Here is a 25695-nt window from a genome sequence, read left to right on the forward strand (position 1 = left end):
GCGAACACGCACGACCAAGGGGCGCCCCGCTTCATGCGGGGCGCCCCTTCGCGCGTGGAGGCCGTGACCGGAATCGAACCGGCGTGCTTCGCTTTGCAGGCGAATCCCTCAGCCACTCGGGCACACGGCCAAGCTGCTGCTCACGCTACGGGCCGCGGTTTCCCCGCCTCAAGCGTTCCGGGACCCCTGCAACACGACTGCCATGCGCCGTTCATGAGCGACGCGCGACGCTGCTCGGGGGCGACCGGACGTCGACCGGACAGCGACCTGACGGCGACCGGACCTACGACCAAGGGACCATCACGTAACCCGCCTCCCGACAGGGGTCACAGCGCCCTACGCCTCTTACCCTGAACCGCATGGCCGCCCTCGAAGACGTCACTGACGACGCCACCTCCCGCACCGTCCCCTCCGACACCGAAGGTGTCCTGGGCCGCACCTATCGCGCGCTCAGCATCGGCATCGTCACCGTCGTGCTGCTCATCGCCTTCGAGGCGACCGCCGTGGGGACCGCGATGCCCGTCGCAGCGCGGGAGTTGGACGGGGTGTCGCTGTACGCGTTCGCGTTCTCCGGCTTCTTCACGACGAGCCTGTTCGGGATGGTGCTCGCCGGACAGTGGGCCGACCGGAGCGGACCGCTCGGACCCGTCACCGCCGGGATCGGGGCCTTCGCCGCGGGGCTGCTGCTCGCCGGGACCGCGACGAACATGTGGATGTTCATCGCCGGGCGGGCCGTGCAGGGGCTCGGCGGCGGCCTGGTGATCGTCGGCCTCTACGTGGTGGTCAGCCGGGCCTACCCGGAGCGACTGCGGCCCGCGATCATGGCGGCGTTCGCGGCGAGCTGGGTCGTGCCGTCGATCGTCGGGCCGCTGGCGTCCGGGGCCGTGACCGAGCACATCGGCTGGCGGTGGGTGTTCCTCGGGATCCCGATCCTGGTCGTGCTGCCGCTCGCGCTCGCGCTCCCGGAGGTCAGGCGGCGGGCCGGCGGACCGCCCGAGGGAGCCGAACCCGCAGCCCTCGACCGGCGCCGGATCCGGCTCGCCCTCGGCATCTCGGCCGGCGCCGGGCTGCTCCAGTACGCCGCCCAGGACCTGCGGCCGCTGTCCCTGCTCCCCGCCGCCGTCGGCATCGCCCTGCTCGTGCCGTCCGTGCTCGGCCTGCTGCCCCGTGGCACCTACCGGGCCGCCCGCGGGCTGCCGTCCGTGGTGCTGCTGCGCGGGATCGCGGCGGGCTCGTTCATCGCGGCCGAGTCGTTCGTGCCGCTGATGCTGGTGACGCAGCGGGGGCTGAGCCCCACGCTCGCCGGGTTCTCGCTCGCCGCGGGCGGCGGGACCTGGGCGTTCGGGTCCTGGCTTCAGTCCCGGCCGCGGGTCGAGCCGTACCGGGAGCGGCTCGTCGCCGGGGGCATGGTGCTGGTCGCCGCGGCCATCGCCGTCGCGCCGAGCGTGCTGATCCAGGCGGTGCCCGTGTGGACCGTGGCCGTCGCCTGGGCCTTCGGCTGCCTGGGGATGGGTCTCGTGATCTCGTCGACGTCCGTGTTGCTGTTGCAGCTGTCCGCGCCCGAGGAGGCCGGGACGAACTCCGCCGCGCTCCAGATCTCCGACGGGCTCTCCAACGCGCTGCTGCTCGCCGCGGGCGGCGCGGCCTTCGCGGCGCTCGGCGGGGGAGCGGTGGGGGCGGCGGGGCACGGCGTCGCGCAGGGCGCCGGGGGCTCGCATCCCGCCGCGTTCGCCGCTGTGTTCCTGCCCATGGCGGCGGTCGCGCTCGTGGGGGTGTGGGTGGCCTCGCGGCTGCGGAAGTAGGCGCGGGATCCGTCCAGTTGATCTGTGACACACGTCCCAACCGGTCCCCGACCGGCCTCGCCCACCGCGCTCGTCAACCTCGGCACCGGTAGGGTGGCCCGGTTGTCATACGTAGCCGTGCCGTCCAGCTTTGAGTAACCGGAGACCGTGACTACTACATCCACCACTCCTTCTGCCTCGTCCGCCCACCTGTCACCCGCCTTTCCCGGCCGCGCCCCCTGGGGCACGGCCAACAAGCTGCGTGCCTGGCAGCAGGGTGCGATGGACCGGTACATCCAGGAGCAGCCGCGCGACTTCCTCGCGGTCGCCACCCCGGGCGCCGGCAAGACCACGTTCGCGCTGACCCTCGCGTCCTGGATGCTGCACCACCACGTAGTGCAGCAGGTGACCGTGGTCGCGCCGACCGAGCACCTGAAGAAGCAGTGGGCCGAGGCCGCCGCGCGCATAGGGATCAAGCTGGACCCCGAGTACAGCGCGGGTCCGCTCAGCAAGGAGTACCAGGGCGTCGCCGTCACGTACGCGGGTGTGGGCGTGCGGCCGATGCTGCACCGCAACCGCAGCGAGCAGCGCAAGACGCTCGTCATCCTCGACGAGATCCACCACGCCGGTGACTCGAAGTCGTGGGGCGAGGCCTGCCTGGAGGCGTTCGAGCCGGCCACCCGCCGCCTCGCGCTGACCGGTACGCCGTTCCGCTCCGACACCAACCCGATCCCCTTCGTCCAGTACGAGGAGGGCCGGGACGGCATCCGGCGTTCGGCGGCCGACTACACGTACGGCTATGGCCAAGCGCTCGCCGACAACGTCGTGCGCCCGGTGATCTTCCTCTCCTACAGCGGCAACATGCGCTGGCGCACGAAGGCCGGTGACGAGATCGCGGCCCGGCTCGGCGAGCCGATGACCAGGGACGCCATCAGCCAGGCCTGGCGCACCGCCCTCGACCCGCGCGGCGAATGGATGCCGAGCGTGCTGCGCGCAGCGGACGCCCGCCTCACCGAGGTCAGGAAGGGCATCCCGGACGCGGGCGGCCTCGTCATCGCCTCCGACCAGGACTCCGCGCGCGCGTACGCGAAGCTGATCCGCGAGATCACCGGCAGCAAGGCGACCGTCGTGCTCTCCGACGACACCGGCGCCTCGAAGCGGATCGACGACTTCGCGGCGAGCGACGACCGGTGGATGGTCGCCGTCCGCATGGTGTCCGAGGGCGTCGACGTCCCGCGCCTGGCGGTCGGCGTCTACGCCACGACGATCTCGACCCCGCTCTTCTTCGCGCAGGCCGTCGGCCGATTCGTACGTTCCCGGCGCCGCGGCGAGACGGCCTCCGTCTTCCTGCCCACCGTCCCTGACCTGCTCGGCTTCGCCAACGAGATGGAGGTCGAGCGCGACCACGTCCTCGACAAGCCGAAGAAGGACCAGGAGGAGGACCCCTACGCCGAGTCCGAGAAGGAGATGGACGAGGCGAACAAGGAGCAGGACGAGGACACCGGCGAGCAGGAGCAGTTCTCCTTCGAGGCCCTCGAGTCCGAGGCCACCTTCGACCGGGTCACGTACAACGGCGCCGATTTCGGCATGCAGGCGCACCCCGGCAGCGAGGAGGAGCAGGACTACCTCGGCATTCCCGGGCTCCTCGAACCCGACCAGGTGCAGCAGCTCCTCCAGAAGCGCCAGGCACGGCAGATCGCGCACAGCAAGAAGAAGCCCGACAGCGAGGCCGACCTCCTGGAGCTGCCGGCCGAGCGCCGTCCCGTCGTCTCCCACAAGGAGCTGATGGAGCTGCGCAAGAAGCTGAACACCATCGTCGGCGCGTACGTGCATCAGAGCGGGAAGCCGCACGGTGTCGTCCACACCGAACTGCGCCGCGTGTGCGGCGGCCCGCCGAGCGCGGAGGCGACCGGCGGCCAGCTGCGCCAGCGCATCGCCAAGGTGCAGGAATGGGCCACCCGCATGAAGTGACATGGGGATCAAGTACGGGCAATCAGGCACAACCCAGGCCGCTCACTGACCGGATTCTGGACGGAGTCTTCCGCTCAGCGGGACGACCTCGCTACATTCCGGGCAACGCACACGCCCCGTGGCAGAGCCGCCGCGGAGCGCAGCCGGTGCGTCAAAAGACAGCCGTAAGCAGCCCAGCGCCTGATCACCGACCGGCGGCCTCTCACGCGCGTCGCCCACGGGACAGGTGACGTGACCCCCGCGCAGGAGGCGGCCGTCCCTCACCACTAAGGAGTGGGCGTCGTGACCGCGGAGACCTCCCAGACGCTCGACCGGGGACTGCGCGTCCTCAAACTGCTCGCAGACACCGACCACGGCCTGACCGTTACCGAGCTCTCCAACAAGCTCGGCGTCAACCGGACCGTCGTCTACCGTCTGCTCGCCACCCTGGAGCAGCACGCCCTCGTCCGCCGCGACCTGGGCGGCCGCGCCCGCGTCGGGCTCGGCGTGCTCCGCCTCGGCCGCCAGGTCCACCCGCTGGTCCGCGAGGCCGCGCTCCCCGCCCTGCGCGCGCTCGCCGAGGACATCGGGGCGACGGCGCACCTGACCCTGGTGGACGGTACGGAGGCCCTCGCCGTGGCCGTCGTCGAGCCGACCTGGACCGACTACCACGTGGCGTACCGCACGGGTTTCCGGCACCCGCTCGACCGGGGCGCCGCGGGCCGCGCCATCCTCGGCGCCCGCCAGGGCGTACTCCCCGAAACCGGCTACACCCTCACGCACGGCGAACTGGAGGCCGGCGCGAGCGGCGCGGCGGCCCCCCTCCTGGGCGTGACCGGCCTGGAGGGCAGCGTGGGCGTCGTCATGCTCTCGGACTCCGTCCCGGAACGGGTCGGCCCTCGCGTCCTCGACGCGGCCCGCGAGGTGGCGGACGCGCTCAGGTAAATCAAGCACAGTCGGCCACATCAAGCCCCGCCGGCGATTGAGGCGCGGGGTCCGGGGCAGCGCCCCGCAACCGCAACACCGTCGCCGGTGACACAGCCGCTCACGTTAGAGTCAAGCGTGCTCAATCGCCTCAGCCGCCCCACCGCCCTGGCCATCTGCGCCGCCCCCGTCATCGCGCTGCTGGCGGTGGCGGGATTCGCCCCGCTCCCGTTCTCGGTCGCCCAGCCGGGCCCCACGACGAACGTCCTGGGCAAGTCCGACGGCAAACCCGTCATCGACATCAGCGGCGCGCCCACCCGCACCACGGACGGCAAACTCCGCGCGGTGACCATCGTGGCGACGGGCCCCGACGCCTCCGTGCACCTCGGTGACGTACTGGACGGCTGGTTCGCCGAGAACCGGGCGGTGATGCCGCGCGACGCGGTGTACCCGTCGGGCGACTCGACGAAGGAGGTCGAGCAGCACAACCAGCAGGAGATGAAGGGCTCGCAGGACGCCGCCACCGAGGCCGCCCTGTCCTACCTCGGCAAGTCCTCGAAGGACATCAAGGTCGACCTCCAGCTCGGCGACGTCGGCGGACCGAGCGCGGGCCTGCTCTTCTCCCTCGGCATCATCGACATGCTGGACGGCGACGGCAGCGGCGGCGACCTCACCGGCGGGAAGTCCATCGCGGGCACCGGCACCATCGACGCCAAGGGCAAGGTCGGCCCGGTCGGCGGCGTGTCGCTGAAGGTGCAGGCCGCGGACCGGGACGGCGCCACGGTCTTCCTCGTACCGAAGGCGGAGTGCTCGGACGCGAAGGCATCCGCGCCCGGGTCGATGAAGCTGATCTCGGTGAGCACGCTCAAGGGCACGATGACCGCGCTGACCAACATGGAGAAGGGGTCGGGAACGGTCCCGGAGTGCTGAGCCCCCAAAGGGCCGAGCGCCTCACTCCTTGACGAACCCCTCCTTCACCAGCCAGTCCTTCGCCACGTCGTGCGGGTCCTGCCCGTCGACGTCGACCTTCGCGTTGAGGTCCTGGGCGACGGTGTTGTTGAGCTTCTTCGTGATCGGCTCCAGGACGTCCGCCATCGCCGGGTACTTCTTGAGCGCCTTGCTGTTGATCGAGGGCGCAGCGTTGTAGTTCGGGAAGAACTTCTTGTCGTCCTTCATGACGTTCAGGTTCATCGCCTTGATCCGGCCGTCGGTCGTGTAGACCTCGCCGAAGGTGCAACTGCCCTTGGACGCCTGGGTGTAGATGATGCCGCTGTCCATCTGCGTGATGTTGGCGGTCGGCAGGTTCATCCCGTACGCCTTCTGCATGCCGGGCAGGCCGTCGGCCCGGTTGGCGAACTCGCTCTCCACGCAGAGCGTGACCGCCTTCGGGTTCTTCTTGGCGAGCGCGGCGACGTCGGAGAGCGTCTTGGTGCCGTACTTCTTGAGGTTGGCGTTGTTCATGGCGAGCGCGTAGGTGTTGTTGAGCGCGGCCTGCGGCAGCCACGTGATGCCGTTCTTCTTGTCGGCCTTGCGCACCGCCTCGTACTGCTTCTTCGGGTCGGGGATCGGGTCCGAGTTGCCGAGGTACGTGATCCAGGCCGTGCCCGTGTACTCGTACATGGCGTCGGCGTCGCCGGACTTGATGGCCTCGCGGGCGCCGATGGAGCCCTGGATGCCGGTCCGGTCGAGGACGTCCGCGCCGGCCGCCTTGAAGGCGATGCCCATGATCGCGCCGAGCACCAGCTGCTCGGTGAACTCCTTGGACGTGACGGTGATGTCCGCGCCGTCGAGGGGCTTGTCCTTGCCGATGGAGCCGGGCTGTACGTCGTCGACGAGCGGGCTGCCACTGGTCAGTCCGCAGCCGCTCGCGAGGAGCGCGATCCCGCAGCTCGCCGCGACGGCCACCCGTACGCGGTATTTCATGGATTTCACGGGCCTCACGTGCTTCATGGGCTTCATGAGCGCACCTCCAGCCCGCGCGGGCGCAGCAGCAGTTCGGCCAGCGAGGCCAGCCAGTCGACGAGCAGGGCGAGCGCGATCGTCAGGATCGAGCCGAGCATCAGGACCGGCATGCGCTGGTTGGTGATTCCGGTGGTGATGAGGACGCCGAGGCCGCCGCCACCGCCGAAGGTGGCCAGCGTCGCCGTACCGACGTTGAGGACGAGCGCCGTGCGCACGCCCGCGAGGATCAGCGGGACGGCCAGGGGGAGTTCGACCTTGCTCAGCACGCCCATCGGCGACATGCCGATGCCCTTCGCCGCTTCGAGGAGCGTCGGATCGTTGGCCTTCAGGCCCGCGATGGTGTTGGAGAGCACCGGCAGGATCGCGTAGATGATGATGCCGATCAGGGCCGACTTCTCGCCGATGCCCAGCCAGATGACGAGCAGGGCGAGCAGGCCGATGGCCGGGGTCGCCTGGCCCATGTTGGCGATCGCCAGGGCGAACGGGGTCGCCTTGCGGAACATCTTGCGGGTCAGCAGGATCCCCAGCGGGATCGCGATGATCAGCACGAAGAACGTCGAGATCACCGTCAGGCTGATGTGCTGGCGCAGCGCCTTCCACACCTTGCCGCCCGCGATGGCGTTCTCGGAGATCGTGTCGAGGTCCGCATTGCGGAACCAGAGCCACGTGATCAGCAGAACGAGGATCAGGAACACCGGAAGGAACGTCAGCTTCTTCCAGGTGATGCGCGACGGTTCCTTCCGGGCGGTCGGGGAGGGCGGTGCCTCCGGCTCGGCCTGGCCCTCGTCGCGGAACGCGAGGCCCTTGACCTCGTGCTCGCCCTCGGGGCGCTCGCCCTTCAGCGGTGGTTTCCGGGACGGTGTGCTCACGCCTTCACCCCACCGTCGGTGCCCTGGGAGCCCGCCTGCTCCTGATGCGTCTGCTCGGCGCGCTTCTCCTCCAGCTCGTGCTGGTGCTCGACCGCTTCGAGCCGGTCGGCGTCCAGGAGTTCGTGCACGGAGTTCATCAGCGTCTCCATGTCGACGACGCCCTCGTACGCGCCGCGCCGCCCGGTCACCGCGACGCGGCCCGCGTTGTCGGTGAGGACCGCTTCGAGGGCGTCGCGCAGGGTGGCGTCACGGGTGACGGTGTCGTGCACGAGGGTGCCCGCGCGGGCGAGGGAGCCCTTGGCGCGCATCAGGTCGCCGCGGCGCAGCCACTTGTAGGGCCGGCCGCGCTTGTCGAGCAGCAGCAGCTCGTTCGTGCCGGCCGCCCGCAGCTTGTTGAAGATGTCCTGCAACGGGTCGTCGACGTGCACGGTCGGATAGTCGGTGACCTCCACGTCGCGTACGCGCGTCAGGTTGAGGCGCTTGAGCGCGGCGCCCGCGCCCACGAACCCGGAGACGAAGTCGTCCGCCGGGTTGGTGAGGATCGCCTCCGGGGTGTCGAACTGCGCGATGTGCGACTTCTCGCGGAGCACCGCGATCCGGTCACCGAGCTTGATCGCCTCGTCGAAGTCGTGGGTGACGAAGACGATCGTCTTGTGCAGCTCGTGCTGGAGCCGGATCAGCTCGTCCTGGAGGTGGTCGCGGGTGATCGGGTCGACGGCGCCGAACGGCTCGTCCATCAGCAGGACGGGCGGGTCCGCCGCCAACGCTCTTGCCACGCCCACGCGTTGCTGCTGGCCGCCGGAGAGCTGGCGCGGATAGCGGCCGTGGTACTCGGCGGCGTCGAGGCCGACCAGGTCGAGCATCTCCTCCACGCGTGCCTTGATCTTCGACTTGGACCAGCCGATCATCTTCGGCACGAGCGCGATGTTCTGGGCGACCGTCATGTGCGGGAAGAGCCCGGAGGACTGGATCGCGTATCCGACCTTCCTGCGCAGCTTCACCGGGTCCATGTCGGTGACGTCCTCGCCGCCGATGCGGATGCGCCCGCCGGTCGGCTCGATAAGCCGGTTGATCATCTTCAGCGTCGTGGACTTACCGCAGCCGGACGGGCCGACGAAGATGATCAGCTCGCCCGCCTTGATCTCCATGTTGACGTTGTCCACGGCGGGGTCGGTGGAGCCCGGGTAGCGCTTGGTGAGGTTCTCCAGCTCGATGCTGGCCCCGGACGCCTCGGGGGCTTCGGTCGGCGTCGTCGTCTTCGTGTCAGGCACGGATCCCCCTCGGGATGGTCAGCCGTCCGATGAGGACGTACGCGGCGTCGAAGAGCAGGGCGAGGATGATGATGCCGAGCGTTCCCGCGAGCACCTGGTTGAGCGCGTTGGCGCTGCCCAGGGAGGCGATGCCGCGGAAGATCTCGTTGCCGAGCCCGGGGCCGGAGGCGAACGCCGCGATGGCGGCGATGCCCATCAGCATCTGCGTGGAGACCCGGATCCCGGTGAGGATCGGCGGCCAGGCGAGCGGCAGTTCGACCTTGAACAGGCGGGCGGTCCGGGACATCCCGATGCCTGTCGCCGCGTCGATCAGCGCGGGGTCGACGCCGCGCAGGCCCACGATCGCGTTCCGCACGATCGGCAGCAGCCCGTACAGGGTCAGCGCGATGACGGTCGGCGCGACGCCGAGGCCCACGATCGGGATCAGCAGACCGATCATGGCGAGGGAGGGGATCGTGAGAATGGTCGAGGTGGCGGTCGTCGCCAGGTTCCCGGCCCATTCACTGCGGTACGAGACGATGCCGATGACGATGCCGATCAAGGTCGCGAGGACCATGCACTGGAAGACGGCGCTCGCGTGTTGATAGGCGTCGGCGAGCAGCTGCTGGTGCCGGGCGCCCAGGTAGTCCCAGAAGTTCATCGCACCTCACTCCCGGGCGGTGCTCGGATAGCCGTCAGGAATCTCCTGACGCCTGCTCCACGAGCGGGATGATCCGCAGCGGAACAGGATTTTCCATGACAATCGCCGTGGAAGCCCGGACGATGCCATCAAAGCCGACAACCCGGTCGATCACACGTTGAAGATCCGCGTTCGAGCGGGCCACGAGCCGGCACAGCATGTCCCCGCTGCCGGTCGTCGTGTGCAGTTCCAGGACCTCGGGGACGCCGTCCAAATGGGTCCTGACATCGGCTCCTTGGCCCTGCCTGATCTGCAGCGTCGCGAACGCGGTGACCGGGTAGCCGAGCGCCGCCGGGTCCACCTGGGGGCCGAAGCCGCGGATGACTCCGTTCGAGGTAAGCCGGTCGAGGCGGGCCTGTGCGGTGCCGCGCGCGACGCCCAGCCGGCGGGACATCTCGAGCACCCCGATCCGCGGTTCGCGCGCGAGCAGCACGATGAGCCGCCCGTCCAGATCGTCGATCGCCATGGCCCCCTCCAGGGGTGGTCATCCTGTACAAGCAGCCCGCGGAAACGGACGTGTCACTGGTCAGATTGCCCAGCGAAAACGCAAACTATTGCGCACCTTGCGGTCCGGCGGGAACCTCGCCGTATGACGCAGACCACACACCACACCCCCGACACCGCACGGCAGGCCGATCCCTTCCCGGTCAAGGGGATGGACGCGGTCGTCTTCGCCGTGGGCAACGCCAAGCAGGCCGCGCACTACTACTCGACCGCCTTCGGCATGAAGCTCGTCGCCTACTCCGGACCGGAGAACGGCAGCCGCGAGACGGCCTCGTACGTCCTGACCAACGGCTCGGCCCGCTTCGTGTTCACCTCCGTCATCAAGGCGTCCACCGAGTGGGGCCGCTTCCTCGAGGGCCACGTCGCGGCGCACGGCGACGGCGTCGTCGACCTCGCCATCGAGGTCCCGGACGCGCGCGCCGCGTACGCCTACGCGACTCAGCACGGCGCCCGTGGCGTCGAGGAGCCGTACGAGGTGAAGGACGAGCACGGCACCGTCGTGCGCGCCGCCATCGCCACGTACGGAAAGACCCGCCACACCCTCGTCGAGCGCTCCGGCTACGACGGCCCGTACCTGCCCGGGTTCGTCGCGGCCGCCCCGATCGTCGAGCCGCCCGCCAAGCGCACCTTCCAGGCCATCGACCACTGCGTCGGCAACGTCGAACTCGGCAAGATGAACGAGTGGGTCGCGTTCTACAACAGGGTCATGGGCTTCACGAACATGAAGGAGTTCGTGGGCGACGACATCGCGACCGAGTACAGCGCGCTGATGTCGAAGGTCGTCGCCGACGGCACGCTCAAGGTGAAGTTCCCGATCAACGAGCCGGCCGTCGCGAAGAAGAAGTCGCAGATCGACGAGTACCTGGAGTTCTACGGCGGCGCGGGCGTCCAGCACATCGCGCTCGCCACGAACGACATCGTCGCCTCGGTAAAGGCCATGCGGGCGGCGGGAGTTCAGTTCCTCGACACCCCGGACTCGTACTACGACACGCTCGGCGAGTGGGCGGGCGAGACCCGCGTGCCGGTCGAGACGCTGCGCGAGCAGAAGATCCTCGTCGACCGCGACGAGGACGGTTACCTGCTGCAGATCTTCACCAAGCCGGTCCAGGACAAGCCGACCGTCTTCTTCGAGATGATCGAGCGGCACGGCTCCATGGGCTTCGGCAAGGGCAACTTCAAGGCCCTGTTCGAGGCGATCGAGCGGGAGCAGGAGAAGCGCGGAAATCTGTAGGGCCCGCGCCTGCGGCACAGACGGCAGTTTGGACACAGGGCCTAGTCTGGCCGCATGGCCAGGATGAACGACGTAGGCGGAACGACGGGGTTCGGCGCCATCGACACCACCGATGACGCCGAACCCTTCCACGCGGACTGGGAGGCGCGGGTCTTCGCGCTCCAGCGCGCACTGCTCGTGCGGAAGGTCTTCAACCTCGACGAGTTCCGGGACGCCATCGAGACGATGCCGCCCCAGGAGTACCTGGCGGCCTCGTACTACGAGCGCTGGTTCCACGCGATCCGGACGCTCCTCGAACGCAAGGGCGTCATCGCGGCGGGGGCGCTCGACCATGCCTGAACCCGCCTATGCGGCAGGCGACTTGGTCCGCACGTACCGGCACGACCCGCCGCACCACACCCGCCTGCCGCGCTACGCCCGCGGCAAGCTCGGCGTCGTCGTCGAGCCGGAGGGGCGGGCGCCGCTCGCCGACGTGCGCGCGCAGGGACGTGAGGACGCGCCCGTCGAGATGATCTACGCGGTGCGGTTCGCGGCGCGCGAGCTGTGGGGCGAGGGCGGGCACGACGTCGTCCTCGATCTGTCCGAGAGCTATCTGGAGCCTTTCGAGGAGGCCGACGGCGATGTCCGGTAACCACGACGACGCGGTGATCTCCCGTCAAGTGCGGCTCCTGGAAAGCTTGTTGGAGGAGAAGGGCATCGTCGGCGGCGAGACGGTCGACGAGGTCATCGACGGCTTCCTCGCGGGCGCCTCGCCGGTCAACGGGGCGAAGGTGGCGGCCCGCGCCTGGACCGATCCGGCGTTCAAGGAGCGGCTGCTCGCGGACGGCTCGGCGGCGGTGGCCGAACTGGGCTTCTCGGCAGGGGGAGTTCAGCCTCAGCGCCTGCGGGTCACGGAGAACACGGAGTCCGTCCACAATGTCATCGTGTGCACGCTCTGCTCCTGCTATCCGCTGCGACTCCTCGGCCCGTCCCCCGGCTGGTACAAGAGTGAGGCGTACCGCTCGCGGGTGGTCCGTGAACCACGTGCCGTACTGGCCGAGTTCGGCGTGACCCTCCCTGGCGACGTCAAGGTCACGGTGTGGGACTCCAGCGCGGAAACCCGCTACATGGTCCTCCCGAGGCGCCCCGCGGGAACGGACGACCTGAACGAGCCAGACCTGGCGTCCCTGGTCACCCGCAACGGCCTGATCGGAACGGCGCTGGTCTGAGGGCGGTGCAGGCACTTCAAGCCCCGCCGTCGGACGAGAGCCAGCGGGGTCCGGGGCAGAGAGCCCCGGGGTGCAGGCAGGGGTTCACACGGCCCCAACGGAGTGCAAAGGTGTGATCATGAGCCGCACCCTCATGGAAGAGCTCCGCACGGGCCTGCCCGCGGAAGCGATCATCGTCGACGCCGACATCACCGCCTCGTACGCCCACGACATGGCGAGCTTCTGCGACGCCGGAACTCCGGCCGTCGTCGTCCTGCCGCGCACCGTCGAAGAGGTCCAGCACGTGATGCGCACGGCGACCGCGCTGCGCGTCCCGGTCGTACCGCAGGGCGCCCGCACGGGCCTCTCGGGCGGGGCCAACGCGAGCGAGGGCTGCATCGTCCTCTCGCTCGTCAAGATGGACCGCATCCTGGAGATCAACCCGGTCGACCGGATCGCCGTAGTCGAACCGGGCGTCATCAACGCCACACTCTCCCGCGCGGTCAACGAGCACGGGCTCTACTACCCGCCGGACCCCTCCAGCTGGGAGATGTGCACCATCGGCGGCAACATCGGCACGGCCTCCGGCGGCCTGTGCTGCGTGAAGTACGGAGTGACGGCGGAGTACGTGCTCGGCCTCGACGTCGTCCTCGCCGACGGGCGGCTGCTCCAGACGGGCCGGCGCACCGCGAAGGGCGTCGCGGGCTACGACCTGACGCGGCTCTTCGTCGGCTCCGAGGGCAGCCTCGGCATCGTGGTGAAGGCGACGCTCGCGCTGAAGCCGCAGCCGCCCCAGCAGCTCGTGCTCGCGGCCGAGTTCGCCTCGGCGGAGGCCGCCTGCGACGCGGTCTGCCGGATCATGGAGGGCGGGCACGTCCCGTCGCTGCTCGAACTCATGGACCGTACGACGGTGAAGGCCGTCAACGACATGGCCAACATGGGTCTGCCGGAGACCACGGAGGCGCTGCTCCTGGCCGCCTTCGACACTCTGGATCCCGTGACGGACCTGGCAGCGGTCGGCGCGCTGTGCGAGGCGGCCGGCGCCACCCAGGTCGTGCCCGCCGAGGACGCCGCCGAGTCCGAAATGCTGCTCCAGGCGCGGCGCCTGTCGCTCACCGCCCTCGAGGCGGTCAAGGGCACCACGATGATCGACGACGTGTGCGTGCCGCGCTCCAAGCTGGGTGAGCTGCTCGAAGGCGTCGAGCGGATCGCCGAGAAGTACGACCTCACCATCGGCGTGTGCGCGCACGCGGGCGACGGCAACACGCACCCCACCGTCTGCTTCGACGCGCAGGACGCCGACGAGGGACGCCGCGCCCGCGAGTCCTTCGACGAGATCATGGCGCTCGGCCTCGAACTCGGCGGCACCATCACCGGCGAACACGGCGTCGGCGTGCTGAAGAAGGAGTGGCTCGCCCGCGAACTCGGCCCGGTCGGCGTCGAGATGCAGCAAGCGGTGAAGGCGGCCTTCGACCCCGCGGGCCTGCTCAACCCCGGCAAGCTGTTCTGATCGCGGGGACTGTGGCGGGGAATGTCGCGGGGAGTGCCGACCCGGTCACGTATAGGTGACATAAAGGACGAAAGTCTCATGTGTCGGGGTGCCCTCCGGCGGGACCCTGAAGGGGTCCCACGGTCGGCCGTCAGGGCGCCGGCCGGCATCCTGCAGCCCGATGAGGTTCCGCCGATGAGCACCAGCAACGCCAGCCGCCACCACGACAAGTCCGCCCGCCGCCGCAGGACGACCGCCGCCGTGCTCGTCGCCGCCGTCGCGCTCTCCTCCATCGGCCTCGCGGTCGGCACCGCGGTCGCCGCCCCCGGCCCCGCCCCGGCCGGCGTTTCCCTCACCGGCACGTCGGACCCGGGCACACCTTCCGAGTGACCGCGCCCCGGTGCCGGAACCCTCACAGGTCCTCGGAGGACGACTCGTCGCCCGGCCACGGGTCGCACAGGTACAGGTCGTCGGCGGCCGGGGTCGGGGTGAGCAGTTCGGCGAGCGCGTCGTCGATGCCGAGCTGATCGGCCTCCGTGCCCGGCGGAACCGCCCGCAGCGTCCGCTCCAGCCAGGCCGAGACCTGCGCGGTCGGCGCCTCCAGGAGCGCGTCCCCGTCCGGCGAACTCAGCGCCACCAGAACCACGCTGCGCCCGTCCACCTTCGTCGGCCACACCCGCACGTCCCCGTGCCCGCACGGCCGGAACACGCCCTCCACGAGCAGCTCGCGGGCGAACGTCCAGTTGACGGGGTGGTGCGAGCCGATGTGGAACGTGATGTGGACGGCGTAGGGGTCTTCGGTGCGGTAGGTCAGCCGGGCCGGGACGGGGATGCTCCGCTCCGGCGAGAGCACGAGCTTCAGTTCCAGTTCGCGTTCCACCACGGTGTGCATGTCGTGCGTTTCCTCTCCGTCGTACGGGTCCGGAGCGGGCCCGTTGGAAGGTGAGAGCACGATCTGCCGGTTGCGTTACGCGAGTTCGACGAAGATATTTCTCCGCGTCCCGGCGCGGGCGTCACGTTCCCCGGAAAGTGGTCCGTAACGGCGGAGCGGCACGGGCGGGCGCGGCGGTCTGATAGATGTGGAACCCACAACAAGACCCCCGAGCAGATACGGGACGACGGACATGAGTGCGCCAACCCCGGCCCCCGGCGACGACAGGCCCCGCGAAGGCTACTACCCCGATCCGTCCATTCCCGGATATGTCCGGTACTGGAACGGGGCTGCGTGGGTCCCGGGCACCAGCCGCCCCGCCCCCTCCGACGGAGAATCCCTCCCGGCCCCGCCCGGAGCGGGCGCCGTCCCCGCCCCGACCTCGGCGTCCGAACCCCCTCCCGCGGAGGAGACCGGACCCGTCTTCCTCGACGAGGAGCCCTCCGTACATACGGAGATGGGGCCCTCGGACCAACTTGCACACGGGGGACCCGCGCACGGCGGACCGGCACACGGCGCACCCGCGTACGGCAGGCCCGTGTCGCCGTCGCCCGAGCCCGAGCCCGCGTCCGCCTGGCAGGCCAACACCTCCCGGCAGGCGGGCTTCGGCGCCGAGCAAGCCCATCGGGTCTCCTGGGGTTCGGACCCGAACGCCGAGACCCCCGAGCAGTCCGCCCCGGAGGCGTCCGCGCCGCCCGAGCGCACGGACGGCACGGTCAAGCTCCGCGCGATGCAGCAGCCGTGCGCAGGCCGGCCGGCCCCCGCCGACGGCACGATGGCGTTCCGCGCGCTGCCGAAGCAGGACGGGCAGGCGGGGCAGACAGGGCAGGCGGGCCAGGCGGCGCAGGCCGGACTGGCTGGAACCACCACGCCGGGACAGTCCCAGGCGCAGGCCCGCGCGGGCCTCAACCCGCAGCCCACTCCGCAGTCTCCGGCCGCCCCCGCGCAGCCGAACGTGCCGCAACAGCAGCCGCAGCAGCACCAGCCTCAGCAGCCGCAACAGCACCAGCCGCCCCAGGCGCAGGCGCACCTCCAGAGCCCGATGACGCAGGGTCCCGGCGGTGGCGCCCCTTCGTGGCCGCAGCAGGTCCACCAACTGGCGGGCCAGGGACAGGTCCAGGGCCAGGCGCCCGCGCCCGCGGCCGATCCGAACGCTCCGGTGGCGCCGTTCAAGCCGGTGGCCAGCGACCCGTTCCTCGCCGCGGCGCAGGCCGCCGCGGCGGCCCGCCCGGCCGGTCTCGGCAAGCGGTTCGCGGCCCGGCTCATCGACTCGGTCGTCGTCGGCGCGGTCACCGCGACCGTCGCCGTGCCGCTCGGCACCAAGGCCGCCGACCACATCAACGGCAAGATCGACGAGGCGAAGGCCTCGGGCCACCAGGTCACGGTCTGGCTGCTCGACGGCACGACCGGCACATACCTGGGCATCGTGCTCGCGGTGCTGCTCGTGGCCGGCACGCTCTACGAGGCGCTGCCGACGTCGAAGTGGGGCCACACCCTCGGCAAGAAGCTGCTCGGCCTGACGGTCCGTGACATCGAGGAGCACGAGTCGCCGACGTTCGTCTCGGCCCTCAAGCGCTGGCTCGCCTACAGCGTGCCCGGCGTCCTCGTCGTGGGCGTCCTCGGCGTCCTGTGGGGAGCCTTCGACCGCCCGTGGCGCCAGTGCCTGCACGACAAGGTGGCGCGCACGTTCGTCGCGGCCGACTGACGGCCGGGTCATCCGGACGGCGGCCCGCCACGTGCAGGGCGCCGGGGTTCGCGTTCCACTCGGGCCATGAGCACCGAACCGCCGCCCTCCGGGTCCGGCCAGCCGCCGGACGACGACCCGTTCCGTAAGCCGCCGCCCAGCGATCAGGGCGGCGGCTCGCCGTACGACAACCCCCAGAACCCCTACGACTCGGCGCCCCCGCCCCCGCCGCCACCGCCCCCGTACGGCGGTGATCCCTACGGTGGCGGCTACGGCGCCGCGGACCCGCTCGCGGGGATGCCGCCGCTCGCCGACAGCGGCAAGCGCGTCCTCGCGCGGATCATCGACATCATCCTCATCGCGATCGTCGTGGGCCTGCTGTCGTGGCTCTTCGGGGTCGGCCAGTACGACATCGACACCGGCGACATGGACGCGGGCAAGCGGCTCGCGCAGTCGCTGATCGGGGCCATCCTCTACGTCGGCTACGACACGCTCATGATGGCGAAGACCGGCCAGACGCTCGGCAAGAAGTGGCTGAAGCTGCGCGTCGCCAACCTGAGCGACGGCGCGACGCCCAGCATGCAGACCAACCTGCTGCGCGCGGTCGTCCTGTGGGTGCCCGCCGTGTTCTGCTGCGCCTGCATCTGGACGGCGATCAGCGGCGGCTGGAGCTTCTTCGACAAGCCCTACAAGCAGGGCCTGCACGACAAGGCGGCGAAGACCGTGGTGGTCAGCACCGCCTGACCGAACCCCAGACCGACGAACCGGCGGGTCCGTGCCTCACGGGCCCGCCGGTTCGCGTGCGCGCGAGGCCTCGGCCGAGGCCGAAGAGGGGGCGGGGGAAGAGGGGGATGAGGGAGAAGTGGGGGAGGGGAGCGTGCTGCTGAGGCGCTGGGCCGGCACCCGCTCCTCCGCGGCGGCCGCCCCTGCGGCGGTCTCCCGCTTGCGGGTCGGTACCGACATCGCCACGAACAGGCCCAGGATGAGCGCCGAGACGGCGATGACGGGGATGCCGGGGCCCGAATCCGTCTGGGACAGCAGGACCATGGCGATCGTGGAGCAGACGACGGTGGCCGAACCGTAGGCGAGCTGAGCGACAGTCGGGCGAGGCATGGTGAGATCCGTCCTCGTGACATCGGGGGACTATTCGGACCTGTGCCCGAGCCGGGCCCTCGGTAAGCATGCCCTAAGCAATGCTGCCGGAGCATGGGGGGCGCACGGAGTCACCGGGTCCACCAAGTGGACGGTGCGGCGCGCCTGTTGCCGTTGAATACGGCCACCCTCGACGCGTCCGGATTCCGAACCGGACGCTCTGCATAGTGCAATGCGAACGTCTCAGTCAAGGTCTGTTATTTCTCCTCTACTTCCGGTCAAATGACGTCACTTGTGACGCGTGGCTCCCATGCCACGGAGGAGGGGATCACTCAAGTGACCACCAAGAGACGGGCGTTGAGATCGGTCGCCGTGCTCGCGACCCTCGCCGCCACCGCGGCCACGGGCTCGCTCGCGGCGACCACCGCTCAGGCCGACACCCCGGCCGCGACGAGCGCGACCGCCGACGGAAAGACGTACGGGGGCAAGGGGCACGTCTTCGACGGCCCGTTCAGCAAGCAGCAGGAGAAGCAGCGGCAGGCCGCGCTCCAGCAGGTGCTCCAGGGCTCGTCGAAGGTCCAGGAGAAGCACGGCTCCAAGGTCGTGGAGCTGTCGAAGGGCAAGTACGTCGAGCTGGGCCGCGAGCGGACGGACAAGATCTTCACGATCCTGACCGAGTTCGGCGACAAGGTCGACAACACCACCCTCGTCGACCGTGCGGACGACGACACCGACGAGCTGAAGCCCAAGTACGGCGGCACGCCGGGCCCGCTGCACAACCGGATAGCCGAGCCGGACCGTGCCAAGGACAACAGCACGGCCTGGCAGAAGGACTACAACTCGCAGCACTACAAGGACCTTTACTTCGGCGACGGCAAGACCGCCTCCGGCAAGGGCGCCGACTCCCTCAAGACCTATTACGAGAAGACCTCATCGGGCCGCTACTCGGTCGAGGGCGAGGTCTCCGACTGGGTCAAGGTCGACTACAACGAGGCCCGTTACGGCTCCAACTACTGCGGCGCCGACAACTGCCCGAACGTCGAGGACCTGGTCCGCGACGGCGTCAACGCGTGGGTCGCGCAGCAGAAGGCGGCCGGCAAGTCGGACGCCGACATCAAGGCCGACATGGCCCAGTACGACCAGTGGGACCGCACGGACCACGACAACGACGGCAACTTCAACGAGCCCGACGGCTACATCGACCACTTCCAGATCGTCCACGCGGGCGAGGACGGCTCGGCGGGCGGCGGCGCGCAGGGCGGCGACTCCCTGTGGGCGCACCGCGGTTACGCCTTCAGCCGCGACGACGGCGACACCGGCCCCTCCGGCTTCAAGGCGGGCGGCACCCCGATCGGCGACACCGGCATCTGGATCGGCGACTACACGATGCAGCCGGAGAACGGCGGCCTCGGCGTCTTCGCCCACGAGTACGCCCACGACCTGGGCCTGCCCGACCTGTACGACACGACGTACACCGGCGAGAACTCGGTGGGCTTCTGGTCGCTGATGTCGGCGGGCTCCTGGCTCGGCACCGGCAAGGACGCCATCGGCGACATGCCGGGCGACATGACGGCCTGGGACAAGCTCCAGCTCGGCTGGCTGAACTACGACAAGGCGAAGGCCGCCACCAAGTCGACGCACAAGCTGGGTGTCTCGGAGTACAACACCAAGCTCAAGCAGGCGCTCGTCGTCGAACTGCCGAAGAAGAACGTCACCACGAACATCGTGCAGCCCGCCGAGGGCGCCAAGCAGTGGTGGTCGGACTACGGCGACGACCTCGACAACACGCTCAGCCGCACGGTGGACCTGACCGGCAAGGCATCGGGATCCCTCGAACTCGACGGCTGGTACGACATCGAGAAGGACTACGACTACCTCTACACGCAGGTGTCCACCGACGGCGGCGCGAGCTGGCAGACCATCGACGGCACCGCCGACGGCTCGCCCATCCCGCGCGACGGCGGCGACAAGCCGGCCCTCACGGGCACCAACGGCAAGTACCAGCACCTGAGTTACCCGCTCGACGCCTACGCGGGCAAGAAGATCGACGTCCGCTTCCGCTACAAGACCGACGGGGGAGTGGCCCAAATGGGCTTCGCCTTCGACAACTTCACGGTCAAGGCGGACGGCGCCGCGCTCTTCACGGACAACGCCGAGACGGAGCAGTCCGGTTGGACCACGCGCGGCTTCTCCCGCGTCGGCGCCTCGGTCTCCGGCGACTACCCGCAGTTCTACCTCGCAGAGAACCGCCAGTACGTCTCGTACGACAAGACCCTCAAGTCCGGCCCGTACAACTTCGGCTGGCGCGACGGCGGGGCGAAGCAGAACTGGGTCGAGCACTACGCGTACCGTCCCGGCCTCATGGTCTGGCAGTGGGACACCTCGCAGCGCGACAACAACGTCGGCCAGCACCCCGGCAAGGGGCTGATCCTTCCGGTCGACGCGCACGCGAAGCCGCTGAAGTGGTCCGACGGCAAGCTGATCACCAACAAGATCACGCCGTACGACGCCGCCTTCGGCCGTTACCCGGTCCCCGGCATGACGCTCCACAAGCTGGGCGCCGAGACCCGGATCCCCGCGCAGGCCGGCGTCCCGGCCTTCGACGATCACAAGGGCACGTACTGGTACGCGGAGAACCCCACGGGAAGCGTGCGCACAACTGACACCAACACCAAGATCAGCATCGTGGGCCAGCCGCTCGACGGCTCCTCGATGACGATCAAGGTGGGCCCCTCGGCCAAGAAGTAGGGCAAAACCGCAGGTCAGAAGCGTATCGGCCGCGACCCTCTAGCGGGGTCGCGGCCGGGCGTGCTTAGGTGCGTCCTGTGAGTTCCTTATTGACACTACGTCTCACGGGGGTGTGACAGTCATGTCCGCAGGAGGGTTCTGCAAGCTGCCGGGAGGCACCGTGGTCGTCGCTCTGACCCTGCCCGCGCCCGGCTCCGCCGACGGCGCCGTACGGGTCCTGGTGCACGCCGCGAACCGCCCCCGGGCCCTGACCCGCCTGCGCAACCTGGGCCTGCGCGCGGTCTACCTCAGGGGCAACGCCCAGCCGCCGACCCCGGACGAGATAACGGCGGTCCTCCACCACCCGGACGGCCTGCTCTGGCGCGCGGCGCCGGACACGAGATCGGGCGAACTCTGGCACCCGATCCGCGCACTGCTGCGAACCAGCCCCTCCGGCGCTTGAGGCGCGGGGTCCGGGGCGGAGCCCCGATCTTTCAGCCCCGGCGGCGATCGAGCCAATCAAGCCCCGCCGGCGCTTGAGGAGCGGGGTCCGGGGCAGAGCCCCGCGACCTAGGCCACGACGGGCTTCCCGCTGAGTTCCACCCCTGCCGAGCGCAGCTCATCGAGCGCCGCCTCGGTAGAGGCCGCCGCGACCCCGGCCGTCAGATCGAGCAGCACCTTCGTCCGGAACCCGGCCCGCACCGCATCGAGCCCGGTGGCGCGAACGCAGTGATCCGTGGCGATCCCGACCACGTCCACCTCGGACACCTCCCGCTGGCGCAGCCACTCCGCCAGCGGCACCCCGTTCTCGTCCGCCCCCTCGAACCCGCTGTACGCCGCCGAGTACGCCCCCTTGTCGAACACCGCGTCGATCGCGCCGGAGGCGACCGCGGGGGCGAAGTTCGGGTGGAAGCCCACGCCCTCGGTCCCCGCGACACAGTGCCGCGGCCAGCTGCGCACGAAGTCCGGCGTCTCCGAGAAGTGCTCACCGGGGTCGATGTGATGGTCACGCGTGGCGACGACGTGCTGATAGCCGCCACCGCCGGCCTGCCCGACGAGGTCGGTGATCGCGGCAGCGACATCGGCACCCCCCGCCACCGCGAGGCTGCCGCCCTCGCAGAAGTCGTTCTGCACATCCACGACGATCAGGGCGCGACGCATGATTGCTGTCCTTCTGCTTGGAGACTATGAGCGTAGAAGCTTCGGGTGCGTTGCGGGAGAGGGCATGAGGGCAGTCGCGGGGGCGGCCCGCCTCAGACGTACTCGGTCGGGATGACGGGCTCGCCCCTGGACAGCTGGGTGGCCGACAGCGGCAGCAGGTCGCGCGCCGCGATGTGCCGCTCGCGCACCGCGTCGAGCGGCTCACGGGACACCACCTCGCCGCCCTTGACCAGCTCGACGAGGAGCTGCCGGTCGGCAAGGTCCGCCGGGACCGTCCCCGTGCCGACGACCTCGGCCTCCGCGACGCCGTCCGCGTCCGGCCGGCGCGCGGCCCACTTGCGGCCGCCGATCGACGTCTTCCCGCCCGCCGACTTCTTCGCCACGGGCACCAGCGGCGCCTTCGGATCGGCGGACTCGGCGCGCGCGACCAGCTTGTAGACCATCGAGCAGGTCGGATGCCCGGACCCGGTCACCAGCTGCGTGCCCACCCCGTACGCGTCCACGGGCGAGGCGGCGAGCGAGGCGATGGCGTACTCGTCGAGGTCGGAGGTGACGACGATCTTGGTGTTCTCGGCGCCGAGATCGTCCAGCTGCTGGCGCACCCGGTGCGCGACGAGCAGCAGGTCGCCGGAGTCGATCCGCACGGCGCCCAGCTCGGGCCCCGCGATCTCGACGGCCGTCGCGACCGCCTCCTGCACGTCGTACGTGTCCACGAGCAGCGTCGTCCCCTTGCCCAGGGAGTCGACCTGGGCGCGGAACGCGTCCCGCTCGGAGTCGTGGATCAGCGTGAAGGCGTGCGCGCTGGTGCCGACGGTCGGGATCCCGTACCGGAACCCGGCGGCCAGGTCCGAGGTCGTCGCGAACCCGCCCACGTACGCGGCGCGCGAGGCGGCCACGGCGGCCAGCTCGTGCGTGCGGCGCGCGCCCATCTCGATCAGCGGCCGGTCGCCCGCGGCCGAGGACATCCGGGACGCCGCGGCGGCGATCGCCGAGTCGTGGTTGAGGATCGAGAGGATCACCGTCTCCAGGAGCACGCACTCGGCGAAGGAGCCCTCGACGCGCAGCACGGGGGAGCCGGGGAAGTAGACCTCGCCCTCGGGGTAGCCCCAGATGTCGCCGGAGAAGCGGTAGTCCGCGAGCCACTGGAGCGTCGGCTCGTCGACGACGTCGCGCTCGCGCAGGAAGTCGAGCACGGCCGCGTCGAAGCGGAAGTTCTCGACGGCGTCCAGGACGCGTCCGGTGCCCGCGACCACGCCGTAGCGGCGGCCCTCGGGCAGGCGCCGGGTGAAGACCTCGAAGACCGAGTGCCGGTCGGCGGTGCCCGCGCGCAGGGCCGCCTGCAGCATCGTCAGCTCGTAGTGGTCGGTGAAGAGCGCTGTCGACGGAACGTCCACCGGCAGGCCAAGGTCCGCTGTGTTCATACGACGGATGCTACCCCCGATTAACGTCAGGGTGACGATTTCTGCGTCCGTTTGTGCGTGGGGCGGGTGGTGGTGGCAGCATGGGCCCTGTGACGGCTCCAGCACCCCTTGAGATCGAAAGGCCCGAGACGACGGAGGACGCGTCCGTCGTCCCCGAGCCGGACGTCCCCTGGATCACGCTCGTCCACAACGATCCGGTGAACCTCATGAGTTACGTGACGTACGTCTTCCAGACGTACTTCGGGTACTCCAAGGACAAGGCCACCAAACTCATGATGGACGTGCACCAGAAGGGCCGGGCCGTCGTCTCCAGCGGTTCCCGCGAGGAGATGGAACGCGACGTGCAGGCGATGCACGGGTACGGCCTGTGGGCCACGCTTCAACAGGATCGGAAGTAGCAGCATCCCGATGCCAGGACATTTCGAACCGATCCCCGGCGGCGGCGCGGCCGTCGCCCTCGACGACATCGAGATCTCCATCATCCGCTCGCTGGCGGTCCAGCTCCTCGAGCTGATCGGGCCGGGCCCCGGCGGCGAGGTGAACGACGACCCGCTCGCGGAACTCTTCGCCGAGGGGCCGAGCGAACCGCCCTCCGACGCGGTGCTGCGCCGCCTCTTCCCCGACGCGTACGGCGGCCCGGGCGCCGAGGGCGAGAGCTTCGAGGACGCCGACGAGCTGCGCGCCCACTCCTCGGAGTTCCGCCGCTTCACCGAGAACGATCTGCGGGCCGGCAAGCGCGAGGACGCCCTCGCGGTGATCCGCACGCTCGACACGCTCAGCGCGGCGGGCGACGGCGGCGCGGTCCTCAAGCTGTCCCAGGACGAGTCCATCCAGTGGATGCGGGCGCTCAACGATCTCCGCCTCGCGATCGGCACCCGCCTCGACATCACCGACGAGGAGGACACGGACCTCCTCTACCGGCTCCCCGACGACGACGCGCGCAAGCCGATGGTGATGGCGTACCTGTGGCTCGGCGGGCTCCAGGAGACCCTCGTCGAGACCCTGACGGCCTGACCGTCGGTCAGGTTGTGCTGTTCGCTCAGCGGGTCCTCAAATCCGTATAACGATCCCGTCACCGCACCCACCCACATTGCGGCACGGTGATTTGCTTTGTCCTGTTTTGCTGGTGGCGTACGCCACACGCGTCCCGGCCGACCCCGGTGAACGCCGTGATAAATCTTCACGACCACCTGACGGACGCCACCCCTGTCCTGTCAGAGGGCGCCCCGACCGGCCGACCGCCGGTAGGCACAAGCTCCATCCATCCAGGGGCCCAGTCCCCAAAGGATCGTCACAGTCGATCCGAGCCGAGTACGGCACGGATCGGCATGGAGAAAGGCGCACATCATGACCTCAGTGCAGGTCGACGAGCATCACGACGGCAATGAGGCCGCGCAGGCCGAGTCCGACGAGGGCTACAAGCGAGGACTCGGGGCCCGCCAGATCCAGATGATCGCCATCGGCGGCGCCATCGGGACCGGCCTCTTTCTCGGCGCGGGCAAGGGCATCTCCAAGGCGGGGCCCAGCCTGATCCTGGCGTACGCGGTCGCCGGCGTGGTCATCTTCTGCATCATGCGGGCTCTCGGCGAGCTCCTCATGTACCGCCCCGTGTCCGGCTCCTTCTCGGAGTACGCGCGCGAGTTCATCGGCCCCTTCGCGGGCTTCGCGACCGGCTGGACGTACTGGCTCTTCTGGGTCATCACCGGCATGACCGAGGTCACCGCGGCGGCCACCTATATGACGTACTGGTGGGACATCCCGCAATGGGTGTCCGCACTCGTCTTCACCGTCATCCTCTACGGCGCCAACCTGATCTCCGTGAAGCTCTTCGGTGAGCTGGAGTTCTGGTTCTCCACCGTCAAGGTCACCGCCATCATCGGCATGATCCTGATCTGCGCCGGCATCCTCACCATCGGCTTCTCCGACGCCGGTGACACCGCCTCCATCTCGCACCTGTGGGACCTCGGCGGCTTCTTCGCCGGCGAGAACGGCATCGGCTCGACGCTGATGACCCTGCAGATGGTGATGTTCGCGTTCCTCGCGGTCGAGCTCGTCGGCGTCACCGCGGGCGAGGCCAAGGACGCCAAGAAGGTCCTGCCGAAGGCGATCAACACCGTGCCGTGGCGCATCGCCGTCTTCTACGTCGGCGCCCTGATCATGATCCTCTCGGTCGTGCCGTGGACCTCCTTCAAGGCCGGCGAGAGCCCCTTCGTGCACGCCTTCGACAAGATGGGCCTGGGCGTCGGCGCCGCCATCGTCAACTTCGTCGTGCTGACGGCCGCCCTGTCCTCCTGCAACTCGGGCATGTACTCCACCGGCCGCATGCTGCGCGACCTCGCGCAGAACGGCCAGGGTCCGCAGATCTTCACCAAGCTGAGCAGGAACGGCCTGCCGGTCACCGGCACCACGTTCTCCGCCGTGATGATGCTGGTCGGCGTCTGGATCAACTACCAGTGGCCGGGCGAGGCGTTCAACTACGTCGTCTCCTTCGCCACCATCTCCGGCATGTGGGCCTGGATCATCATCCTGATCTGCCAGATCCGCTACCGCCTCAAGTCCGACCGCGGCGAGCTCCCGAAGTCCGAGTTCCGCGCGCCGTGGGGCGTCTGGGTCAGCGGCCTCGCGCTCGCGTTCATCTTCATGGTCATCGTCCTGATGGGCATCGACCCCGACGCGCGCGTCTCCCTGTACGCCGCTCCGGTGTGGGCCGCGATCCTGGGTGTCTCGTACTTCTTCCTGAAGAAGCGCAACCCGGAGAGCGCCGCCTTCGCGAAGCGCGGCTGACGCACCGCGTCTCACTGGCGTCTCACCAGGTGGGCCTCCCTGTACCGC

General features: G+C 69.8%; 26 protein-coding genes and 1 tRNA gene. 17 read left to right on the forward strand and 10 right to left on the reverse strand.

The window, feature by feature from the left end:
* Positions 1 to 55: 55 nt before the first annotated feature.
* Positions 56 to 130, reverse strand: a tRNA-Cys gene (locus ACP4E5_RS27485).
* 229 nt (positions 131 to 359) lie between these two features.
* On the opposite strand from ACP4E5_RS27485, the gene ACP4E5_RS27490 reads away from it, so the two are divergent.
* The 4 genes from ACP4E5_RS27490 (at position 360) to ACP4E5_RS27505 (ending at position 5585) form a co-directional block, all read left to right on the forward strand.
* Positions 360 to 1802: an MFS transporter gene (locus tag ACP4E5_RS27490; RefSeq protein ID WP_425833173.1), complete on the forward strand. Its 1443-nt coding sequence runs from the start codon at positions 360 to 362 to the stop codon at positions 1800 to 1802.
* A 147-nt stretch (positions 1803 to 1949) separates the two neighbouring features.
* Positions 1950 to 3752 carry a DEAD/DEAH box helicase gene (locus ACP4E5_RS27495; protein WP_425833175.1) on the forward strand — a complete coding sequence of 601 codons (1803 nt, stop codon included), beginning with the start codon at positions 1950 to 1952 and terminating at the stop codon, positions 3750 to 3752.
* Between the two features lie 282 nt (positions 3753 to 4034).
* A complete protein-coding gene (locus ACP4E5_RS27500; protein ID WP_326015633.1) occupies positions 4035 to 4676 on the forward strand; it encodes an IclR family transcriptional regulator in 642 nt (213 codons plus the stop codon).
* Positions 4677 to 4793: 117 nt separating this feature from the next.
* Positions 4794 to 5585, forward strand: a complete 792-nt coding sequence (locus ACP4E5_RS27505) for a S16 family serine protease (protein ID WP_425833177.1) — start codon at positions 4794 to 4796, stop codon at positions 5583 to 5585.
* 21 nt (positions 5586 to 5606) lie between these two features.
* Here ACP4E5_RS27505 and ACP4E5_RS27510 read toward each other — a convergent pair whose 3' ends face one another.
* Genes ACP4E5_RS27510 through ACP4E5_RS27530 form a run of 5 tightly spaced genes read right to left on the reverse strand, consistent with a single transcriptional unit; the run spans position 5607 to position 9902 of the window.
* The gene (locus ACP4E5_RS27510; protein WP_425841685.1) at positions 5607 to 6578 is read right to left on the reverse strand and encodes a glycine betaine ABC transporter substrate-binding protein; all 972 of its coding nucleotides are present in this window, start codon (positions 6576 to 6578) and stop codon (positions 5607 to 5609) included.
* 32 nt (positions 6579 to 6610) lie between these two features.
* On the reverse strand, positions 6611 to 7486 hold the full coding sequence (locus ACP4E5_RS27515) for an ABC transporter permease (protein ID WP_425833179.1): 876 nt from the start codon (positions 7484 to 7486) through the stop codon (positions 6611 to 6613).
* A complete protein-coding gene (locus tag ACP4E5_RS27520; protein WP_425833181.1) occupies positions 7483 to 8757 on the reverse strand; it encodes a betaine/proline/choline family ABC transporter ATP-binding protein in 1275 nt (424 codons plus the stop codon). Before ACP4E5_RS27520 ends, ACP4E5_RS27515 begins: the two co-directional genes overlap by 4 nt.
* On the reverse strand, positions 8750 to 9397 hold the full coding sequence (locus tag ACP4E5_RS27525) for an ABC transporter permease (protein WP_326015627.1): 648 nt from the start codon (positions 9395 to 9397) through the stop codon (positions 8750 to 8752). The genes ACP4E5_RS27520 and ACP4E5_RS27525 overlap by 8 nt, the downstream gene beginning before the upstream one ends.
* A 34-nt stretch (positions 9398 to 9431) precedes the next feature.
* Entirely contained in the window at positions 9432 to 9902 is a 471-nt protein-coding gene (locus ACP4E5_RS27530; RefSeq protein ID WP_425833184.1) for an Lrp/AsnC family transcriptional regulator, read from the reverse strand.
* A 123-nt stretch (positions 9903 to 10025) separates the two neighbouring features.
* Here ACP4E5_RS27530 and hppD point away from each other — a divergent pair, with 123 nt between their 5' ends.
* The 6 genes from hppD to ACP4E5_RS27560 all read left to right on the forward strand — a co-directional run bounded on the left by hppD (position 10026) and on the right by ACP4E5_RS27560 (position 14237).
* Positions 10026 to 11171, forward strand: coding sequence for a 4-hydroxyphenylpyruvate dioxygenase (gene hppD / locus ACP4E5_RS27535; protein WP_425833186.1), 1146 nt, complete (start codon positions 10026 to 10028; stop codon positions 11169 to 11171).
* 54 nt (positions 11172 to 11225) lie between these two features.
* Positions 11226 to 11510 (forward strand): hypothetical protein, encoded by a 285-nt coding sequence (locus tag ACP4E5_RS27540; RefSeq protein WP_425833188.1) that lies wholly within the window; start codon positions 11226 to 11228, stop codon positions 11508 to 11510.
* Positions 11503 to 11802 carry an SH3-like domain-containing protein gene (locus tag ACP4E5_RS27545; RefSeq protein ID WP_425833190.1) on the forward strand — a complete coding sequence of 100 codons (300 nt, stop codon included), beginning with the start codon at positions 11503 to 11505 and terminating at the stop codon, positions 11800 to 11802. Before ACP4E5_RS27540 ends, ACP4E5_RS27545 begins: the two co-directional genes overlap by 8 nt.
* Complete coding sequence (nthA, locus tag ACP4E5_RS27550) at positions 11792 to 12379, forward strand: nitrile hydratase subunit alpha (protein ID WP_425833192.1); 588 nt, start codon at positions 11792 to 11794, stop codon at positions 12377 to 12379. Before ACP4E5_RS27545 ends, nthA begins: the two co-directional genes overlap by 11 nt.
* Before the next feature lie 118 nt (positions 12380 to 12497).
* On the forward strand, positions 12498 to 13868 hold the full coding sequence (locus tag ACP4E5_RS27555; RefSeq protein WP_425833194.1) for an FAD-binding oxidoreductase: 1371 nt from the start codon (positions 12498 to 12500) through the stop codon (positions 13866 to 13868).
* A 174-nt stretch (positions 13869 to 14042) separates the two neighbouring features.
* Positions 14043 to 14237, forward strand: coding sequence for a hypothetical protein (locus ACP4E5_RS27560; protein WP_425833196.1), 195 nt, complete (start codon positions 14043 to 14045; stop codon positions 14235 to 14237).
* Between the two features lie 22 nt (positions 14238 to 14259).
* Here ACP4E5_RS27560 and ACP4E5_RS27565 read toward each other — a convergent pair whose 3' ends face one another.
* Positions 14260 to 14739, reverse strand: a complete 480-nt coding sequence (locus ACP4E5_RS27565) for an SsgA family sporulation/cell division regulator (RefSeq protein WP_425833198.1) — start codon at positions 14737 to 14739, stop codon at positions 14260 to 14262.
* Positions 14740 to 14971: 232 nt separating this feature from the next.
* Between ACP4E5_RS27565 and ACP4E5_RS27570 the strand changes: the two genes are divergently transcribed.
* Complete coding sequence (locus ACP4E5_RS27570; protein WP_425833200.1) at positions 14972 to 16483, forward strand: RDD family protein; 1512 nt, start codon at positions 14972 to 14974, stop codon at positions 16481 to 16483.
* 66 nt (positions 16484 to 16549) lie between these two features.
* The gene (locus ACP4E5_RS27575) at positions 16550 to 17206 is read left to right on the forward strand and encodes an RDD family protein (protein WP_425833201.1); all 657 of its coding nucleotides are present in this window, start codon (positions 16550 to 16552) and stop codon (positions 17204 to 17206) included.
* A gap of 36 nt (positions 17207 to 17242) precedes the next feature.
* On the opposite strand, the gene ACP4E5_RS27580 is transcribed toward ACP4E5_RS27575, so the two are convergent.
* Positions 17243 to 17575, reverse strand: a complete 333-nt coding sequence (locus ACP4E5_RS27580; RefSeq protein WP_425833203.1) for a hypothetical protein — start codon at positions 17573 to 17575, stop codon at positions 17243 to 17245.
* A 315-nt stretch (positions 17576 to 17890) separates the two neighbouring features.
* Between ACP4E5_RS27580 and ACP4E5_RS27585 the strand changes: the two genes are divergently transcribed.
* Together ACP4E5_RS27585 and ACP4E5_RS27590 are read left to right on the forward strand one after the other, a co-directional pair.
* Positions 17891 to 20302, forward strand: a complete 2412-nt coding sequence (locus ACP4E5_RS27585) for an immune inhibitor A domain-containing protein (protein WP_425833205.1) — start codon at positions 17891 to 17893, stop codon at positions 20300 to 20302.
* 121 nt (positions 20303 to 20423) lie between these two features.
* Positions 20424 to 20744, forward strand: coding sequence for a hypothetical protein (locus ACP4E5_RS27590; protein ID WP_425833207.1), 321 nt, complete (start codon positions 20424 to 20426; stop codon positions 20742 to 20744).
* 107 nt (positions 20745 to 20851) lie between these two features.
* Here ACP4E5_RS27590 and ACP4E5_RS27595 read toward each other — a convergent pair whose 3' ends face one another.
* Both ACP4E5_RS27595 and ACP4E5_RS27600 read right to left on the reverse strand, forming a co-directional pair.
* Positions 20852 to 21442, reverse strand: coding sequence for an isochorismatase family protein (locus tag ACP4E5_RS27595; protein WP_425833209.1), 591 nt, complete (start codon positions 21440 to 21442; stop codon positions 20852 to 20854).
* A 92-nt stretch (positions 21443 to 21534) separates the two neighbouring features.
* Entirely contained in the window at positions 21535 to 22863 is a 1329-nt protein-coding gene (locus ACP4E5_RS27600) for a nicotinate phosphoribosyltransferase (RefSeq protein ID WP_425833211.1), read from the reverse strand.
* A gap of 80 nt (positions 22864 to 22943) precedes the next feature.
* Between ACP4E5_RS27600 and clpS the strand changes: the two genes are divergently transcribed.
* The 3 genes from clpS to ACP4E5_RS27615 all read left to right on the forward strand — a co-directional run bounded on the left by clpS (position 22944) and on the right by ACP4E5_RS27615 (position 25647).
* Positions 22944 to 23261, forward strand: a complete 318-nt coding sequence (gene clpS / locus ACP4E5_RS27605; protein WP_327663126.1) for an ATP-dependent Clp protease adapter ClpS — start codon at positions 22944 to 22946, stop codon at positions 23259 to 23261.
* A gap of 10 nt (positions 23262 to 23271) precedes the next feature.
* Complete coding sequence (locus tag ACP4E5_RS27610) at positions 23272 to 23877, forward strand: DUF2017 domain-containing protein (RefSeq protein ID WP_425833213.1); 606 nt, start codon at positions 23272 to 23274, stop codon at positions 23875 to 23877.
* Between the two features lie 333 nt (positions 23878 to 24210).
* Positions 24211 to 25647, forward strand: a complete 1437-nt coding sequence (locus tag ACP4E5_RS27615; protein WP_425833215.1) for an amino acid permease — start codon at positions 24211 to 24213, stop codon at positions 25645 to 25647.
* The last annotated feature ends 48 nt before the right edge of the window (positions 25648 to 25695 follow it).

Source organism: Streptomyces fractus (genome assembly GCF_049844455.1).
GTDB lineage: Bacteria > Actinomycetota > Actinomycetes > Streptomycetales > Streptomycetaceae > Streptomyces > Streptomyces fractus.